The sequence below is a fragment of the Methanooceanicella nereidis genome (assembly GCF_021023085.1).
Classification (GTDB): Archaea; Halobacteriota; Methanocellia; order Methanocellales; family Methanocellaceae; genus Methanooceanicella; species Methanooceanicella nereidis.
The window spans coordinates 103005-119356 of the sequence record NZ_PGCK01000008.1 but is presented as its reverse complement, the minus strand read 5'-3'; the positions used below and the strand labels follow the sequence as shown (position 1 = coordinate 119356).

General features: G+C 49.4%; 18 protein-coding genes. 7 read left to right on the top strand and 11 right to left on the bottom strand.

Going from position 1 to position 16352, the window contains the following annotated elements:
- The first annotated feature begins 5 nt into the window (after nt 1-5).
- From CUJ83_RS10570 to tsaA, 5 genes are all read left to right on the top strand, one after another.
- Entirely contained in the window at nt 6-851 is an 846-nt protein-coding gene (locus tag CUJ83_RS10570; RefSeq protein ID WP_230742278.1) for a class I SAM-dependent methyltransferase, read from the top strand.
- The gene (locus tag CUJ83_RS10565; protein ID WP_230742277.1) at nt 848-1843 is read left to right on the top strand and encodes an ABC transporter permease; all 996 of its coding nucleotides are present in this window, start codon (nt 848-850) and stop codon (nt 1841-1843) included. Before CUJ83_RS10570 ends, CUJ83_RS10565 begins: the two co-directional genes overlap by 4 nt.
- 3 nt (nt 1844-1846) lie before the next feature.
- The gene (locus CUJ83_RS10560; RefSeq protein WP_230742276.1) at nt 1847-2776 is read left to right on the top strand and encodes an ABC transporter permease; all 930 of its coding nucleotides are present in this window, start codon (nt 1847-1849) and stop codon (nt 2774-2776) included.
- Nucleotides 2776-4494, top strand: coding sequence for an ABC transporter ATP-binding protein (locus CUJ83_RS10555; protein WP_369424168.1), 1719 nt, complete (start codon nt 2776-2778; stop codon nt 4492-4494). Before CUJ83_RS10560 ends, CUJ83_RS10555 begins: the two co-directional genes overlap by 1 nt.
- Nucleotides 4495-4724: 230 nt before the next feature.
- The gene (tsaA, locus tag CUJ83_RS10550) at nt 4725-5297 is read left to right on the top strand and encodes a tRNA (N6-threonylcarbamoyladenosine(37)-N6)-methyltransferase TrmO (protein ID WP_230742274.1); all 573 of its coding nucleotides are present in this window, start codon (nt 4725-4727) and stop codon (nt 5295-5297) included.
- Nucleotides 5298-5334: 37 nt separating this feature from the next.
- On the opposite strand, the gene CUJ83_RS10545 is transcribed toward tsaA, so the two are convergent.
- From CUJ83_RS10545 to CUJ83_RS10515, 7 genes are all read right to left on the bottom strand, one after another.
- Complete coding sequence (locus tag CUJ83_RS10545) at nt 5335-6090, bottom strand: ABC transporter permease (RefSeq protein WP_230742273.1); 756 nt, start codon at nt 6088-6090, stop codon at nt 5335-5337.
- Nucleotides 6087-7076, bottom strand: coding sequence for an ATP-binding cassette domain-containing protein (locus CUJ83_RS10540; protein ID WP_230742272.1), 990 nt, complete (start codon nt 7074-7076; stop codon nt 6087-6089). The genes CUJ83_RS10545 and CUJ83_RS10540 overlap by 4 nt, the downstream gene beginning before the upstream one ends.
- A 62-nt stretch (nt 7077-7138) precedes the next feature.
- Nucleotides 7139-7891: a DUF169 domain-containing protein gene (locus CUJ83_RS10535; RefSeq protein ID WP_230742271.1), complete on the bottom strand. Its 753-nt coding sequence runs from the start codon at nt 7889-7891 to the stop codon at nt 7139-7141.
- 40 nt (nt 7892-7931) lie between these two features.
- Nucleotides 7932-8927, bottom strand: a complete 996-nt coding sequence (locus CUJ83_RS10530; protein ID WP_230742270.1) for a metal ABC transporter substrate-binding protein — start codon at nt 8925-8927, stop codon at nt 7932-7934.
- A gap of 26 nt (nt 8928-8953) precedes the next feature.
- Nucleotides 8954-9784 (bottom strand): metal ABC transporter permease, encoded by an 831-nt coding sequence (locus CUJ83_RS10525; protein WP_230742269.1) that lies wholly within the window; start codon nt 9782-9784, stop codon nt 8954-8956.
- Nucleotides 9785-10513: a metal ABC transporter ATP-binding protein gene (locus CUJ83_RS10520; protein WP_230742268.1), complete on the bottom strand. Its 729-nt coding sequence runs from the start codon at nt 10511-10513 to the stop codon at nt 9785-9787. It abuts the gene before it with no gap.
- Nucleotides 10514-10532: 19 nt separating this feature from the next.
- Nucleotides 10533-10973, bottom strand: a complete 441-nt coding sequence (locus CUJ83_RS10515; protein WP_369424142.1) for a formylmethanofuran dehydrogenase subunit E family protein — start codon at nt 10971-10973, stop codon at nt 10533-10535.
- 110 nt (nt 10974-11083) lie between these two features.
- On the opposite strand from CUJ83_RS10515, the gene CUJ83_RS10510 reads away from it, so the two are divergent.
- Nucleotides 11084-11521, top strand: a complete 438-nt coding sequence (locus CUJ83_RS10510; RefSeq protein ID WP_230742266.1) for a nucleoside 2-deoxyribosyltransferase — start codon at nt 11084-11086, stop codon at nt 11519-11521.
- 105 nt (nt 11522-11626) lie between these two features.
- On the opposite strand, the gene CUJ83_RS10505 is transcribed toward CUJ83_RS10510, so the two are convergent.
- Genes CUJ83_RS10505 through CUJ83_RS10495 form a run of 3 tightly spaced genes read right to left on the bottom strand, consistent with a single transcriptional unit; the run spans nt 11627 to nt 14083 of the window.
- Complete coding sequence (locus tag CUJ83_RS10505; RefSeq protein ID WP_230742265.1) at nt 11627-12457, bottom strand: metal ABC transporter permease; 831 nt, start codon at nt 12455-12457, stop codon at nt 11627-11629.
- The gene (locus CUJ83_RS10500) at nt 12454-13221 is read right to left on the bottom strand and encodes a metal ABC transporter ATP-binding protein (protein ID WP_230742264.1); all 768 of its coding nucleotides are present in this window, start codon (nt 13219-13221) and stop codon (nt 12454-12456) included. The genes CUJ83_RS10505 and CUJ83_RS10500 overlap by 4 nt, the downstream gene beginning before the upstream one ends.
- Before the next feature lie 7 nt (nt 13222-13228).
- A complete protein-coding gene (locus tag CUJ83_RS10495) occupies nt 13229-14083 on the bottom strand; it encodes a metal ABC transporter solute-binding protein, Zn/Mn family (protein ID WP_230742263.1) in 855 nt (284 codons plus the stop codon).
- Between the two features lie 186 nt (nt 14084-14269).
- Between CUJ83_RS10495 and gpmA the strand changes: the two genes are divergently transcribed.
- Nucleotides 14270-14971 carry a 2,3-diphosphoglycerate-dependent phosphoglycerate mutase gene (gene gpmA / locus CUJ83_RS10490; RefSeq protein WP_230742262.1) on the top strand — a complete coding sequence of 234 codons (702 nt, stop codon included), beginning with the start codon at nt 14270-14272 and terminating at the stop codon, nt 14969-14971.
- A 26-nt stretch (nt 14972-14997) separates the two neighbouring features.
- On the opposite strand, the gene mgtE is transcribed toward gpmA, so the two are convergent.
- Nucleotides 14998-16329: a magnesium transporter gene (gene mgtE / locus CUJ83_RS10485; RefSeq protein ID WP_230742261.1), complete on the bottom strand. Its 1332-nt coding sequence runs from the start codon at nt 16327-16329 to the stop codon at nt 14998-15000.
- Between the last annotated feature and the right edge of the window lie 23 nt (nt 16330-16352).

Here is a 16352-nt window from a genome sequence, read left to right as displayed (position 1 = left end):
CGATAATGGATGAGAACACAAAAAATTGGTTTGAGTACTGGCATCAGGCGACGCCAGCTATCGGCCGGGGACCGAGACAGGCATCCTTCTGGGATAAAAGAGCGGAAAAATATGGCGACTACGTCTCCAGCGACAGAAAAGAAGGTAAACTAAGGACCGTACTGGATTTTATCCAGAGCACCGGCTTGAAGATAGAAGATGCGGAGGTACTCGATATAGGTTCGGGCCCGGGCACCTTCGCCCTCCCTCTCGCAAAGATGGGAGCGAAGGTCACGGCAGTGGACATATCCGCAGAGATGCTAAAAAGGCTCGAAAAAAGCGCGGCAGAAGATGGCATATCTAACATCAAGACGATCCACAGCGCATGGAAGGACATCGACCTCGATTCCATGGGCTTCAAGGGTAAGTTCGACCTCGTCATCGCGTCAATGACACCCGGGATTAACGGCCCGGAGACGTTCGACATGATGCTCGATGCCTCGAAAGGAGTATGCTACTACAGCGGCTGGGTGAACAGGAAATGGGACAGCTCGTACAATGAACTATACAAAATGCTCTTCAACGAGGAGTTCAGGGAAATTACTCATGGGTTCTACCTGCCGTTCATGTACCTTTACACAATGGGATACAGGCCCGAGATAAAGATTAAGAGGGACATATGGAATAGCGATGAGACCGTAGAGGACATGGTCGAGACCGTCTCAGGGTTCTTCAGCAGCACGAAGGACATAGACGAGGAAATGAAAGGCCGCATGAGAGAATACTTCCAGGAACGGTCCAATGATGGAAAATATCGATCCGAGACGATCGCTGTCACGGGAATGATGGTCTGGGAGAAAAACAACAAATGAAAAAAAGCGACAGGAAGGGCATGATAGTACAATACGCTATCACCCTTTCCATTATACTCATCCTTAACTTTTTCCTCCCCCGGATGATGCCCGGAGACCCGTTCTTACTCCTTTCGGGGGATGCGGAGGGTGAAGTGGTCTCGATACTCACGGAAGAGCAGCGGCTGTACTATATTAGCTATTACGGCCTTGACAGGCCGGTCTATGAGCAGTTCATCAGTTATGTCATGTCACTGTTCACCGGCGACTTCGGGATGAGCATTTATTATAAGGTCTCTGTGCTGCAGGCTATATGGACCCATTTGCCCTGGACAGTGCTGATAGTGCTCGGGGCCACGATAATAAGTACTCTGGCAGGGATATCCTTAGGCATATTTTCCGCTAAAAGAAGAGAAGGTGCCGCTGACAAGCTCATGATCGTCGGCCTGATAAGTTTCGCCGAGATCCCGTCATTCCTGTTAGGCATTGTTCTGCTGCTCACATTTGCCGTTTATCTGAAAATCTTCCCGCTGGCGGGCGCGATCACCCCGTTCGCACGATATGCGGGCCTGCCGGACCAGATATGGGACATAGCTTACCATGCGTTTTTACCGATGATAACCCTCGCATTTACGCAGCTTACGGGCGTATACCTTCTCACGAGAAATACTCTCGTCACGGTCATGACAAGGGACTATATAAGGACTGCACGAGCAAAGGGCATCGGCGAACGGCTTGTCTGGAACAGGCACGCGCTCCGGAACGCTTTGCTGCCCGTAGTGACAAGAGTCGGCTTCCAGCTCGGCATGCTTGTCGGAGGCGCAGTGCTTGTCGAGAACGTGTTCAACTATCCCGGCATCGGCACACTGTTAAGAAATGCCGTGATAGCTAGGGACTACCCGCTCATACAGGGGATCATGCTGGTCATGGCGATAAGCATACTGACCGCTAATTATCTTGTGGATGCGCTGTATAAGCGCCTCGACCCGAGAACAGAATCGGCAGAGGTGTAAAAAATGCCCGGGATGCACCCTGTAGCGAATAAGCAAGCAGTCGTCCTAAAAAACGCCGGCTCCAGGTCCATTAAAAAGATATCGTCAATACAGGATATAATAAATAAATTCACCATACCGGGAAAGATCGGTGTGGTCGGTTTACTCCTGATATTCTTGATGGCCGTCTTTGCCCCGTTTATCACTTTTTACGAACCCTCCGCAATATCGGGAAAATCCCTGGAGGCCCCGGGACCGGAACATATCCTCGGGACAGACGAGCTTGGAATGGATATATGGTCTCAGATATGTTACGGCGCGAGGATGAGCCTTGTAATAGGGCTCGCAGTAGCTATGGTATCCGGACTGGGCGGCGGAGTGCTCGGAATTCTTGCCGGATATATTGGGGGGATATGGGATAAGCTATTATTAAGGGCTATCGACATCACCCTGGCGCTGCCCAACTTTCCACTATTGATAGTAATAGCCGCCTTCATGGGACCCAGCATAGTGAACGTGATAATGATACTGGTCCTTTTTTCATGGGCGAAGCCCGCAAGGATAGCAAGGTCGCAGACCCTTTCTATGAAAAAGCAAAAGTACGTCATATCAGCAAGGCTGCATGGAGGAGGACCGATATACGTCATACGGAAGCATATAGTGCCCGAAGTGCTGCCTTTGATATTCGTCAGCATAGTGAACCTGTCCTCATACGCGATAGTTGCGGAATCCGGCCTGGCTTTCCTGGGGCTGGGCGACCCTACCTCCAAGAGCTGGGGGATGCTGCTGTATTATGCGACCCATTTCAGGTCGATATATTTCACGCCATACTGGCAGTGGTGGCTTATACCTCCCCTGGTGGCGCTGATATTTTTACTGCTGTGCCTCGCCTTCATCGGAAGGGACATGGAACGTATCATAGACCCCAAACTTAGAAAGAAGAGTGATAGATGATGCCTCAGCTTGACTTTAAAGACCTAAAATGCGAATACATGTCGGATAAAAGCTCTGTCATAGCCGTAGACCATGTGAGCTTCACGTTAGAGAAGGGAGAGATCCTTGGCATAGTGGGTGAATCAGGTAGCGGTAAGACGACCTTAGCATTGGGCATCATAGGGCTCCTGCCTGGAAATACGAAGATCTCGGGGAAAATATTGTTCGAAGGGAAGGACATCGCCTCGATGCAGGAATATGAGAAGGACAGGGTAAGATGGAAGGAAATAGCTATGGTCTTCCAGAACGGCCTGGAAGTATTAAACCCCGTCATGAAGGTTGGACAGCAGGTATGCGAGCCAATGATAAAACATTTGAGGCTGAGCAAAAAAGATGCTGAGGCAAGGTGCGTCGAACTGTTCGGCATGGTGGGACTGGACCCCGTATGGATGGGCGCATACCCGCATCAACTATCCGGAGGTATGAGGCAAAGAGTGCTGATAGCTATGGCGCTATCGTGCGAACCGGAGCTATTGATACTGGACGAGGTCACCTCTGCCCTGGACGCTTTCGCAAGGAAAGAAATCAGGGATCTGCTACTGGACCTGCAAAAAAAGCATGGCTACAGCATGGTAATGATATCGCATGACATCACTTTCGTCTCCTCGATGGCGTCGAGGCTGATGGTGCTATATTCTGGCAGGATAGTGGAAAGAGGCCCCACCAGGGACGTGGTCAACTCTCCAAGGCATCCATATACCAGGGGCCTGATAAATTCAACGCCTGATATATTCATTTATAAGGACATGTGGGGTATACCAGGAGAGTCTTCATCCGGTAAACATAAAGGATGCCCCTTTTATTCAAGGTGCACACAGCCTATAGACATATGTCTGGAAGCTCCGCCAGAGCTAAAGGGCTATGGCGGCAGGGAGGTCGCATGCCACAGGGGCGGCATAGCCACACTTTTAAAGGCCTCGTGCCTCGCGTTTAATTATTATATGCCCGATGGCAGGAAGATCAGCGCGGTTGACGACGTGCACATGGAAGTCAGGGAAGGAGAGGTATTGGCAATTGTGGGGCAGACAGGCTCCGGAAAATCCACTCTCGCGCACATACTTGCAGGCGTTATGAAACCTGAAAACGGGGACGTCTTTTTTAAGGATGCAAAATTGAACGGAAATGGCCATAGCTCAAAGTTCGGAGGCGTACAGATCGTCTTCCAGGACCCGTTCAATTCCACCAGCAGCAGGTTCACCGTTCTGGACGCCGTAAAGGAGCCGCTGGACATCAATAACATCGGTACTCACGAAGAAAGGATAGAAATGGCCATGGATGTCCTTTCCCTGGTCAGATTACCGTCGACCGGGGAATTTCTCAACAAGTATTGCGGCGAGCTGAGCGGCGGCCAGAGACAGCGGGTCGCGCTGGCGCGGGCCCTTATCATGAGGCCGAAACTGCTCATAGCGGACGAGATAACCTCCGCCCTTGATGTCTCCACAGCAGCGAACGTGCTTCGCCTCCTTAAAGGGCTCCAAAACAGGAGAGGCTTTGCGATGATATACATCTCGCATGACCTGACGCTAACGCTAAAGATAGCGGACAGGATAGCAGTCATGGATACAGGAAAGATAATAGAGACCGGGAACGCCCATGATGTGATGCTCAGCCCGCACGAAGACTATACAAAGAGGCTGGTGGGTTCAAGGATAGGGCTGTGCTGCCATGATCGTCATTAGTGTATATCATAAGACCAGCAAAGCCGTGGTTACGCCACTGCAATGATATTTCACATACCTGCATCAGATATGGCTTCTAAACAATACAGTCTATCCGTCAGGTTTTTGAGGCGTCATTTATGAAGTGAGAGAGTAAAAAAATTCAGCCAGATATTATTTCGTGAAACAGATGATATTGCCTGTATTAATAGACTGGCTACACCAGTATACGGATAAAATGGAGAAATATTATGGAGACATGGAAGCAGTCACCCGATTCCAGCAATAAGCCGCCCTTTAACATAGTCCTGAGACCAGTCGGATTTGTAAAGAACAGTGTTAAAGAACCGATTCTGGTCGCCGATGACGATGGCATCAGCATGCAGGGACAGACAGACACTTCACAGGAGAATATCCGTAAAACACATGAGAATATTTCTGAGATCATTATCAACGAAGACCTGGCAGACATCCTTTATGGCATAGAAAAATACTCTCACCTTGTCGTATTATACTGGGCGCATAAAGTCCCGGAAAAAAGCCGCTCCCTGACCAGGGTACATCCAATGGGCAGAAAAGAGTTCCCGTTGACAGGGATATTCTCGACCTGCAGCCCTGCCAGGCCCAACCCGGTGCTCATGACCGTTGTCAGGCTTTTAAGTAGAAAAGGGAACGTGCTTGAAGTCGCGGGGCTGGACGCGGTCGATGGAAGCCCTGTCATCGACATCAAACCTTATGTCAAAGAGTCATACCCGCTGGAAGATGTCCTTACCCCTGATTGGATGCAACGTATACAAAAAGAAGTCAGAGAACGCAAAAAATAAGCGGCCAGAGCAGTATCATACTGGCCTGAGAGTGCTCTCATTCCGTCCTGCTGAACGCATACGTCCCGAACAATATCATAGCTATATCGAAGACCACCAGGACGCCCAGGTCAATATATATCGGGAACAATGGCGTCCACGAGCTGCCCATCATCACAGTCCTTAAAGCATCGACACCATAGGTGAGCGGGTTAAAATAGCTTACCCATTGGAGCCATGTGGGAACATTTGTTAGCGGGAATAACGCCCCGCTTAAAAAGAACATCGGCATGTTGATGAACGTCTGGACCAGCCCGAAGCCTTCAAGGCTTTTCATGAAACTGGCGAAGCCGAGGCCGAGGCACACCAGCCCGAAAGCTATGAGGATCATTATAGGTATTGCCTTAAAAAATTCGATCGGACCAAAACCAGCCCCTATCAGAAACGCGAACGGGAATATTATCAGGCCTTGAAGCATGACATCAGTGCTAACACCCAGCATCTTGCCTAAAAATATCGATAGCCTCGATAAGGGTGATACGAGTATTTCCTTTAGGAATCCGAACTCCCTGTCCCATATTATGGACACGCCCATGAACATGGCCGTAAAGAGCATCGCCTGGCATATCAGGCCGGGAAAGATAAACTCCTGGTAATTAAAAGAATTTGAGCCCGCAGAGAAACGCATTCCAGTGCCAAAGATGAACAGCCACAACAGAGGCTGGAAAAATGCATTTGCAAGACGCGTCTTTTCCCGGAGGAACCTTTTGACCTCCCTGAGCCAGATGGTGTATATCCCGCGTACTTCGCTCATCTCATCCGCCTCTTCTTCATAGCCATCCTTCCCAGCATCTCAGCCCCGCTCTCATGCCTCAGGTCCCTGCCCGTGTGATGAATGAAGACGTCGTTCATGTCCGGCTGCTTGACCGATACATACTCGACATAGATTCCTGATGCTGTCGCTGCATCAATGATCCTCGGGATTGAAGTAAGAGCGTTGTTCACCGTGATCTTTACCTCTCCATTGACGGCCTGTACCCGGTCGGACAGCTTTTTTTCCAGCACTATTTGAGAAAGTTTCAAGCTTTCTTTCGTGCCGACTGTTATAAGGTCGCCGCCCAGCGCTGCTTTTAACCTTCCCGGAGAGTCAAGGGCGACTATCTTCCCGTGGTCGATGATGGCTATCTTGTCGCAGAGCCTGTCAGCCTCTTCCATATAGTGAGTGGTAAGTATGATTGTCATGTCCTCTCTTTTCTTTAGTTCCCGGATATAATCCCAGATATGCTCCCTGCTTTGCGGGTCGAGGCCTATGGTGGGCTCATCTAAAAACAGGACTTTAGGGTAGTGAAGTAACCCTCTTGCTATCTCCAGCCGCCTCCTCATGCCGCCGGAGAACGTGCCCACAAAACTGTTCGCCTTATCCTCCAGCTCGACCAGTTTTAATACCGATCCTATCCTTTCTTTTTGTTCAGGGACAGGGACGCTGTACAGGTCCGAGTGCATTTGCAGGTTCTCTCTGGCGGTCATATTGGCATCGACGCTGGGGTCCTGGAAGACAATGCCTATCGACTTCCTCACGTCAGAATGCTGCCTGATAATGTCATACCCGTTTACTTTTGCAGTCCCGGACGTGGGCTTTAAGATAGTGCAGAGCATCGACAGAAGCGTCGTCTTACCCGCGCCGTTCGGCCCTAATAGACCGAAGACCTCTCCATTGCCCACGCTAAGGTCAACCTCGTTAACGGCTATGTTATCCCCGAATTTTTTAGTGATGCCGAATGTCTCTATGACCGGTTCCATAAATATGCCCGTTCAATAAAATCAAGTATCAATGGTCATTGAGTTTTTTCACCAGGACATAGTCACGTTTTAGTTATCTTTGAGATGAACGATATATCGACGTCCGCAGCCATATCTCTCGCCATCTCTACAGGTATGCCTGCAGCCATCAATGCAGGGTCTAGCCAGTATCTCGCCGATGGGTCTACAGGTCCGATAAAGACCCTGTCCGCTTTTATTTTATCCGACATTCCCGCAGGGTATGTGACAAGCGTGCCGCAGGACGGGCCCCAGGGCAGTTCGGCGGCGTTCATGATGCCGGGATTCCTGAAATGCGCGAGCCCGCACAGGTCCCTTATGCTACCTGCCGTGCCGAAGAATATGATACATTTTACGTCACAGCCGGTAAGGCCCGGGTCATCGCATCTTCTCATCACGGTATATTTTCCGATAGGGGTTATCTTGCCGAGAGCATCATAGGTATTTTTCGCCACTTCCGGGGTTGCCTTTAAAAGTTTAGGTTCACAATGTTCACCTGTGGACACGGTAGACATCGAAGATATCAGGTCAGGATCGAAGCCTGAATATCCGAACCACGCCGGACCTCCCCTGCACCTGCAAAAGTCCTCTCCTTCCTCCAGGCTTACATATAAGGGATATGGCTTTTCGCCCGAAGCCATCCTGAATATCGACTCCGCGACACAATCGCTTATGGCGGAGGCTCGAACCCCCGCATCAGGTATTTCTTCCGAACCGTATACGCATACCGGCAGTATCTCTAAGCGAAGGGATGACGCCAGTTTGAGTGCAATATCCCGTTCATTTGTATTGGTCACAACGAAAACCCCAAGAAAAAAAGGGCCCTTGAAGGGGCCGTTAATTGTTCCTCGACCGGTAAAGTACAAGGACCGTGCCGATCAGCATCCCTGCGATAACTGCGATCATACCTACAGGTGTCTGTGTGGGGGTTACAGTGTTTGTAGGCTCCGCAGCGTTCTCCAGTATCAGGTCCTTGTTGTATTTTAGCAGGTCGGGTATGGACTCAACACCCTCTACTGACCGGGGATAATTTGTAAATACGACTCTCTTTACGTTTATACCCTCATCCTTCAAGGCCTCTTCAACGCCTTTAGCAAGCTCTCCGGACTGCATGTTCTCTATGATGAACTTCACGTCTTTGTATTTATCCGGGTTCGCCTTTATGTCGTCGACGAGCTTTGCAGGTGTCTTTGTGCCGTTCATCGCGAACTCAGGTGCAAATATGTTCACGACATTAATGCCGAGCCAGTTCTGGACAGCGTCCTGCTGCCATAACATCACTATTACGTTCTGCTGGCCCAGCAGCCCCTTTTCCTGCTCTGTGGGTTCGGCAGCGTCGATCTTTTTCACATACTCGTTATAGTTTTCCTCGTAGTATGCCGCGTTATCCGGGTCCTTTTCCGCGAGCCATCCTTTCACTTCGGCGGCAAGCTTCTTTGCGTTCTCAGGCTTGTTCCAGGTCATTGAAGGGTCTTTCAGAGTATACCACTTGACCTCGCCGAAGCCGTTCGATTTCATGAAGTCCGCGACATACGGCATTACATACTCCTTGTCTATAGAGCCGTTATTCGCCACGAACATGTCCGCCTTGCTAATGAAGTCCTTGTTTAACTGTAAGTTGTTCTGTATGACGTCGGACTGCATGTGCGGGCATATGGCCGGGTTAGAAATGTAAATGACATTTACCTTATCTCCGCCGATCTGGGCTACAGGGTCCCAGAGAACGCTTGTTGTCGATACGATGTCTAACTTCCCGGATGATTCCGCACATGCCGGTAAGGCCATCAATAAAATGGACATAATACTAATGATAAGCAATCGTTTAGCTGACATACTTATCAAGTAGTATTACAATATATTTAAAATTTATTACTTGTTATCCTTCGTTTTGGAGATAGTATTACAGAAATGGCAAATACCACAGTAAATATCACAGCGGTAAGGGGCCCTATTGGAAGCGTATATTCAAAACCGGCCCACACCCCGATAATGCTTACTACGACAGCCACCAGAGGCGCTACGATGAACATATTCCTGACGTTATAGCAGAACTGATATGCTATGGCTGCGGGAACGACAAGCCATACATATATTAAAAGCCCGCCCACTATCTGGATGTTCAGGGCGATCGACACCGCGATGATGAAAAGTACGGCATAGAATAACAGCTTCGTCCTGATACCGGACGCCATCGCTATCTTCATGTTAAACATGAGCGCCAGTATTTCCTTATAGAACAGCAGTATGAAAAAGATAGTAAGAGCGGATATGACGGCGATACTGTATATTTCCTCACGGTAAAGCGATATGACATCGCCGAAGAGCAGGCCGCTCGCGCTGAAGCCTTTTCCGATGTATTGCATGTATGATATGAAAAATATCGCAATGGCCATCGTCATGGCGAACATCACGCCCAGAGTCGTATCGGTCGACATCTTCGTCTTATCGCTGACCGGCCCTATCAGCAACGCTATCGCTATGCTGAAAAGTATCGCTACGAGAGTGGCGTTCGTCCCCAGGAACAATCCCAGCGCTGCTCCTGCGAAGGCGGCATGGGACATGGTAAAGCCTATAGAGGAAATATTCATCCTGGATATTATTACGCCCAGTATGCTGCACGATATCGATGCGAACACCATGGCTTCGACCGCATGGCATACTATGTTATTGGATATGAAAAACTCGAACAATCAGTTCACCCTTGATGCCTTTCGTACAATTCCCTCTACTTCGTTCGAGTCACATGTGTCGTCATAAGATATTTTTCCTTCGTTCATGATGACCATCCTGATCTTTCTGTCAGGAAGATCGTCAAACGCATGGGAGACCATTATCACAGGCATTCCTTTTCCGGAAAGATCCTCGAGGACTTTCGTGATAAATTCCCTTGCGTGAAAATCCAGGTTGCTGAACGGCTCATCCAGCAGCATTATATCCGGCTCTTTCGCCACGTTCTGGGCTATCATTACCTTCTGCTGCTGCCCTCCGCTCAGCGTGCCGATAGGCTTGTTCACAAGATCCTCGATGCCAAGCAGGCGTATAGCCTTTTCAACTGCCTGATAGTCTTCTTTTTTCGGCCACCGGAAAAACCCCATCCTGCCGTATCTGCCCATCATCACGACCTGTCCGGCCGTGAATGGAGTAAAAGGATCGAAGTAAAAATTCTGTATCACATAGCCGACCTTTTTCCTTACCTCGTTCCCGGCCTTGTTGACGTCAATTCCGCATACCTTTGCGCCGCCGTGAGTTATTTTTACCATGCCGTTGATGGATTCCAGTAAAGTCGTCTTTCCGGCCCCGTTAGGTCCGCCTATCAGGACGTACTCCCCTTTCTTAACGTCAAGAGAAAGGCCCTTGATGACAGGCTTATCCCCTCCCTCATATGCGGTATAGATGTCTGTAAGCTCAATTAGTTCCAAGGCCGGGATCCCCCTCAGCTCAATTTTTTCCTGCTTCGAAAAGGTCGACGTCGTCCATGTTATACATCTGGACGGCAAGTGCCTCTATCTTCTTAAAATAGTCTTCTGCGTCGCGTGGCGGGAACTTGATCGGCTTCGGAGTCAGAACTACCTTTTTATCGTCCGAGACGAATTCGCATTTTATACTATCGCTGACAGTTATCTCGATGTTTCTTTTTCCAAGGGTACATCCGCTGCCTATCTGGACGCCGTCGACCAGGCATGACTGCGGCGGAACACCGTTACAGTGGACGTTAGCGTTCATGTGGAACGGGTCGTTACAGAAATATCTTTTAGCATACTTGCCCATCCTGTAGCCTAAAACTATGTATGGGCCCAGATGCCCGTGAAATGCTGCAAGGTCCTCTATTGAATAATCTTTTTCTAAATTATTGTAAATACATCCTGGCATATCGTGCATAATCCATAATTGTTACCGTAAAAACTTAAGCCTTGTGCTTTTAATACATAGTAACACAATATTATTAAAAGTTAGTAAATAATAGACATACACTTTTGGAGCATAACAAAATGAGATTATTTCTCGCAGGCCCGTTCTTCACTGAGGAAGAGGCCGGACGACTTGATAAAGTAAAAACAGCCCTGGAAAAGCTGGGATATGAGGTATACAGCACATCACATCGCAATAACCGCATAAACCTGAACAGCGCGGTCGAGAAAACCATCCGGTTCAGGCTCCTGTGCGAAGAGATATCGAAAAGTGACGGTGTATTTGCCGTGCTGGACGGAAAAGATGCCGGCACCATATGGGAAATGGGATACGCCTTTGCGATAGGGAAGCCGGTCATTGCGTTCATCGAAAGGGATCCGTATTTCTCGCTCATGATAGACAGGTCATCCGCCTATTTGGTCGGATTTGAGAATATCACGGAAAAGATAGCGGATCATTTAAAGAACGATATAGACCAGACCCCGAAATTAGGGATCTATACTATAGACGATTATTGAAAATCGAAAAATAGTGATCTCACATTTAACAGAACAAGGGCTGGCTTAGCCTTTTTAAGGGGCCCTGTTGATATGATGCCGGTATTCGGGCCCATTTTAAGCGGGTTATATCCTGCTTTTTATAGCAGCCAGCGTCACTCCGATGTCCCTGGCAAATGAAGAGACCAGGTATACGGCCGCCAGCGTCAGGATTATGGTCGCCCCCGACGGAAGGTCGAAGATATAGGATAGCCACAGGCCGCACAGGCTGAATATCGCACCGATGACCGTCGACAGTATCATCATCTTTTTCATGTCCGCGGTGAACTTGCGGCTGATCGCTGCGGGTATCGTCAATAGCGCTATGACAAGGATGATCCCGACTATCTTGATCGTGATGACCACCGTGATGGCGATGAGGCAAAGAAGCAGAAGATAAAGCCTCTCCGAATTTACGCCCGATATCGTCGCATACTCTTCATCGAAACATAGTGCGATGAACTCTTTATAGAAAAGAAAAACAGCGAGCAGGATTATGAGGTCAAGCGCGAACATAAGGAGGATATCGTTAAGCGGCACCATCAGGATGTTACCGAACAGGTATGTCATGAGATCGGGTGCGTATCCCGGTGTCAGGTAAATTAATATTATTCCCAGGGCCATGCCAAGAGACCATAGTATGCCTATGGCGGTATCCTCGGATGTCTTCGCCTTCCTGCTTACGAAGTACATTATGAACGCGGATACGATACTGAACGGCAGAAGCCCCCATACAGGGTTTATTCCTAAAAAGTATCCGAGCCCTATGCCTCCGAAGGACGCGTGTGAAATGCCTCCGCTAATGAATACGATCCTCTTTGATACGACGTAGACGCCGATAATGCCGCAGGCGATACTCGTCAGGAGAGCGGCGATGATCGCGTTCCTGATGAAACCATACTGTAAAAGATCTATCATTTCCGGTCATCCTTATGTTCTCTGAGCACCCTGTGAGGCACCCCGTGGGCTATGAACTCGACGGGACAATGATATGCTTCCTCAAGCTCCTCCCTGATGAGTTCTTTAGTATCGTGATAATACAGCTTATGGTTAAGGCATGCTAACTTATTGACATGAACTGAGACGGCGCTTATATCGTGGGACACCATGATTATTGCCGCCTTTTTATTTAGCTCTGTCAGCAGTTCATAAAGCTCTTCCTGCACGGCTGAATCGACGCCCGTCATGGGCTCGTCCAGAAGGAACAGTTTCGGGTTCCCGGCAAGTGCCCTGGCGATGTATACCCTTTGCCTCTGTCCGCCGGATAACTTTCCTATCTGCCGGTCCTTGAACTCGAGCATTTCGACCCTCTCAAGGGCCTCTTTCGTCGCTTTTTTGTCTTCTTCGCTATAGTTTTTGAACAGGCCCGTATGGCTGAGACGCCCCATCATGACGACGTCCCATACTTTTATCGGAAAGTCCCTGTCGAACTGTTTGTGCTGCGGGACATATCCGATGTACTTACGGGAATGGTCCGGGCTATTCCCCATGATGCTTACGGTGCCTTTTGAAGGCTTGATGAGCCCTAGTATCACCTTCAACAGCGTGGTCTTACCGCCCCCGTTAGGGCCTATGATACCTAAAAAATCATGCTCGTGGACCGCGAGGTTCACATTCTCCAGGACGGGTATGTCATCATAGTATACCCAGACATCCTTTAGCTCGACCACATCCGCGCACATTTTAACGTCATGCTCCAGTGAAGGCTTCCGTCACTTTTCTCATGTTCTGTAGATAGTCCTTTGCCAGAGGATCTACGGCCACGACAGTACCCCCGAGCTCATCGGCGATAGCCTTCGCGCCGGCCTGGCTGAACTGAGGCTCGACGAAAACGACTTTTATGCCCTTTTCCCTTGCTTCCTTAATACTCTTTTCGATGTCCGACGGGCTGGGCTCTTTGCCCTCTTCCTCTATAGACATCATGTCAAGGCCGTAGTCACGGGCATAGTATCCCCATGCCGGATGGAACACCATAAAGCTAGTTTTACCGCTTTCTCGTATGGTTGACTCAATATCACTGTCAAGCGACCTGAGCTCGTTCATGTAGGATTCTTTGTTATTATAATAATAATCCCTGTTTTCAGGGTCCAGTTTTGCCAGTGCCTGATAGATATTCTCTACCATCACCATAGCCTGCTTAGGGGACAGCCATGCATGAGGGTCGCCCGAAATAAGGTCCGCGCCCTCTGACGTGTTCACGATCTCCATTTTATCGTTCACGGCCCTTATCTTGTCAAGCCACACGGTCTCGAACGGGATCCCCGAGCCCAGTATGGCATACATCCTTGCATTACTTATCTCGGCAAGCTGGCTCGCTTTGGGCTCATAGTCATGCGGCTCCGCTCCGGGAGGGATCAGTACGATGGCCTTTATCTTATCTCCCCCTATCTTCTCGACAAATTGAGCCTGTGGAAGTATGCTGACTACCACGGCAAGCTTATCACCATCTGCCTGGCTTCCCGGCCCGCTCACACATCCGCTGCTCAAGACGGCCGCCAGCATAAACACTATTATTAGAAGAGATAATGTCTTCCTGTTTGACAAGATATCACGCCCGTTAAAGTTAAAATTCAGGTCCAATATTATTATTTATTCAGTTGATATTTAAAAGTTTGGGGTGACACCAAATTTTTTGGATAGCACACAAATCAGGTCATATCATTTAAACCGATAATATCAATTAAATTTTCAATTAAAGATTTTAACCAGTAAGTCAGACCGAATTATTGAATGGCTGCCAGGAATAAATTGGTCCTCTTAAGGCACGGTGAAAGCCTGTGGAATAAGGAGAACAGGTTTACAGGATGGACGGACGTCGACCTCAGCGAGAAAGGAGTGAAAGAGGCCGGGGATGCCGGGCTCGTCTTAAAAAAAGAAGGCTACGTTTTTGACATCGCATATACATCATACTTGAAAAGGGCTATAAGAACACTGTGGATCGTCATGGAAGAGACGGACCTGATGTGGATCCCGGTGAAAAAGTCATGGATGCTTAACGAAAGGCATTATGGCGCCCTGCAGGGATTGAACAAAGCGGAAACGGCGAAGAAGTACGGTGATGAGCAGGTCTTTATCTGGAGAAGAAGCTATGATGTGAGGCCGCCGTCCCTTGAGCCCGATGATCCGCGCTATCCCGGGAATGACCCGAGATATGGCGCTTTAAAAAAGGATGAGATCCCGCTGACTGAATCGTTAAAGGATACCTGTGAGCGCGCGGTGCCTTACTGGACATCGAATATTGTCCCGGACATAAGTTCAGGTAAAAAAGTGCTGGTCGTAGCCCACGGAAATAGCCTTCGTGCCCTTGTAAAACATATAGACGGCATCTCTGACGACGAGATACCAAAGTTGAATATACCCACAGGAGTCCCCCTTGTGTATGAGTTCGATGCTGAAATGAGGCCGGTAGAACATTACTATATCAGGGACTGAACCTTACGGTTAGAGCCATGCGGCGATCATATCCCGAAGTACCATGTCGCTATCGATAGATATATCAATACGCCCACGATGTCCGCCACTGAGGTCACAAGAGGCGTGCTCGACGTGGCCGGGTCCAGGTTCAGCCTGGTCAGCAGGAACGGGAGAGACATACCTATCAAAGACCCGAGAAGCACGACCATGACCATGGAAAAGGCTGCGACAAGCGCAACTTCGGCTCCGCCCTTGGCAAGACCTATTGCTACGACCGCAAAGGCGAGAGTAATGCCTATTGCGAGCGAGACAGTGATCTCTTTTGTGAGAAGTTTCAGCCAGTCCTTTATGGTTACGTCACCCGTCGCCAGGGAACGGACCATCAGGGTGGCAGACTGGGAACCGGCATTGCCGCCGCTGCCTATTAAAAGCGGCAGGAAGAATAACAGGGCGACCACTTCCTGTATGGTGCCCTCGAAATAGGACATTTCAGCCCCGGATATGATGCTCATCAGGACAAGGAATAACAGCCACGGGACACGCTTCTGGTATAGAAGCCATGAGCTTGCGCCTTTAACGCTGGTCTTTATGACTCCCACCGAACCCAATTTCTGGAAGTCTTCGGTGGCTTCCTCCTCGACCACATCGAGGACATCGTCGAAAGTCACCGAGCCGACCATGCGCCCCTCGCTGTCGACCACGGCTATCGCAGGAAGATCATACTCATTAACTATCTTAGCAGCCTCTGTCCTCGGGTCGAAAGTGGAAACGAATACGTCCGGCTCCTCGGCCAGTTCGCCCATTGTGATGTCGGGCTTTGCCTTTATCAGGCTTCCCAGAGTCACGTATCCCTTATAGAAGCGTCCGCTGTCTATAACGAATATCACCTGCATCTCGTCAGGCCTCAGCGGTGTCGCATAAAGGCTTGAAAGTATCTGGCCGGCGGTCCTGTTGGCCTTAGCCGACAGGTACCTGGAGGTCATGATCCTTCCGGCGCTGCCTTCCGGATACCCCAGTAAAAGATTCACAGATTCCCTGGCCTCCGGGCTCAGGTTCCTGAGAAGCTGCTTCGTCACCTTTGCCGGCAGCTCCTCGAAAAGCCTTGCCCTGTCATCCGGGTCCAGGCTTTCTACGAGCTTGATGGTCTCCGGGTCGCTCATCAGGTTGATAAGCTCTGCCTGCCTGTCGACCTCGAGGCTCTCAAACAGCTCCAGGGCATCATCCTTGTGAAGCAGGCGGAAAGCAGGGACAAGGTCGGAGCTTTTCATACTCGAGAATAGATCCTTAAGGTCCGTCCACTCAAGGCTGTTTAAAAATTCTCTTAGCTCTCCCCACTTTTTTTCTTCCATTAACCTTTCGAATTCTTCCTGGATCATGACAGCCCTCCCATTTTTGCCTT

Excerpts from the sequence above, each read along its gene's own strand:
- CUJ83_RS10570 (WP_230742278.1), top strand. The coding sequence starts at position 6 with ATGGATGAGAACACAAAAAATTGGTTTGAGTACTGGCATCAGGCGACG.
- CUJ83_RS10555 (WP_369424168.1), top strand. The coding sequence starts at position 2,776 with ATGCCTCAGCTTGACTTTAAAGACCTAAAATGCGAATACATGTCGGAT.
- CUJ83_RS10515 (WP_369424142.1), bottom strand. The coding sequence starts at position 10,973 with ATGCACGATATGCCAGGATGTATTTACAATAATTTAGAAAAAGATTAT.
- CUJ83_RS10545 (WP_230742273.1), bottom strand. The coding sequence starts at position 6,090 with ATGAGCGAAGTACGCGGGATATACACCATCTGGCTCAGGGAGGTCAAA.
- mgtE (WP_230742261.1), bottom strand. The coding sequence starts at position 16,329 with ATGATCCAGGAAGAATTCGAAAGGTTAATGGAAGAAAAAAAGTGGGGA.
- CUJ83_RS10510 (WP_230742266.1), top strand. The coding sequence starts at position 11,084 with ATGAGATTATTTCTCGCAGGCCCGTTCTTCACTGAGGAAGAGGCCGGA.
- CUJ83_RS10540 (WP_230742272.1), bottom strand. The coding sequence starts at position 7,076 with ATGGAACCGGTCATAGAGACATTCGGCATCACTAAAAAATTCGGGGAT.
- tsaA (WP_230742274.1), top strand. The coding sequence starts at position 4,725 with ATGGAGACATGGAAGCAGTCACCCGATTCCAGCAATAAGCCGCCCTTT.
- gpmA (WP_230742262.1), top strand. The coding sequence starts at position 14,270 with ATGGCTGCCAGGAATAAATTGGTCCTCTTAAGGCACGGTGAAAGCCTG.
- CUJ83_RS10530 (WP_230742270.1), bottom strand. The coding sequence starts at position 8,927 with ATGTCAGCTAAACGATTGCTTATCATTAGTATTATGTCCATTTTATTG.
- CUJ83_RS10500 (WP_230742264.1), bottom strand. The coding sequence starts at position 13,221 with ATGTGCGCGGATGTGGTCGAGCTAAAGGATGTCTGGGTATACTATGAT.
- CUJ83_RS10565 (WP_230742277.1), top strand. The coding sequence starts at position 848 with ATGAAAAAAAGCGACAGGAAGGGCATGATAGTACAATACGCTATCACC.
- CUJ83_RS10505 (WP_230742265.1), bottom strand. The coding sequence starts at position 12,457 with ATGATAGATCTTTTACAGTATGGTTTCATCAGGAACGCGATCATCGCC.
- CUJ83_RS10560 (WP_230742276.1), top strand. The coding sequence starts at position 1,847 with ATGCCCGGGATGCACCCTGTAGCGAATAAGCAAGCAGTCGTCCTAAAA.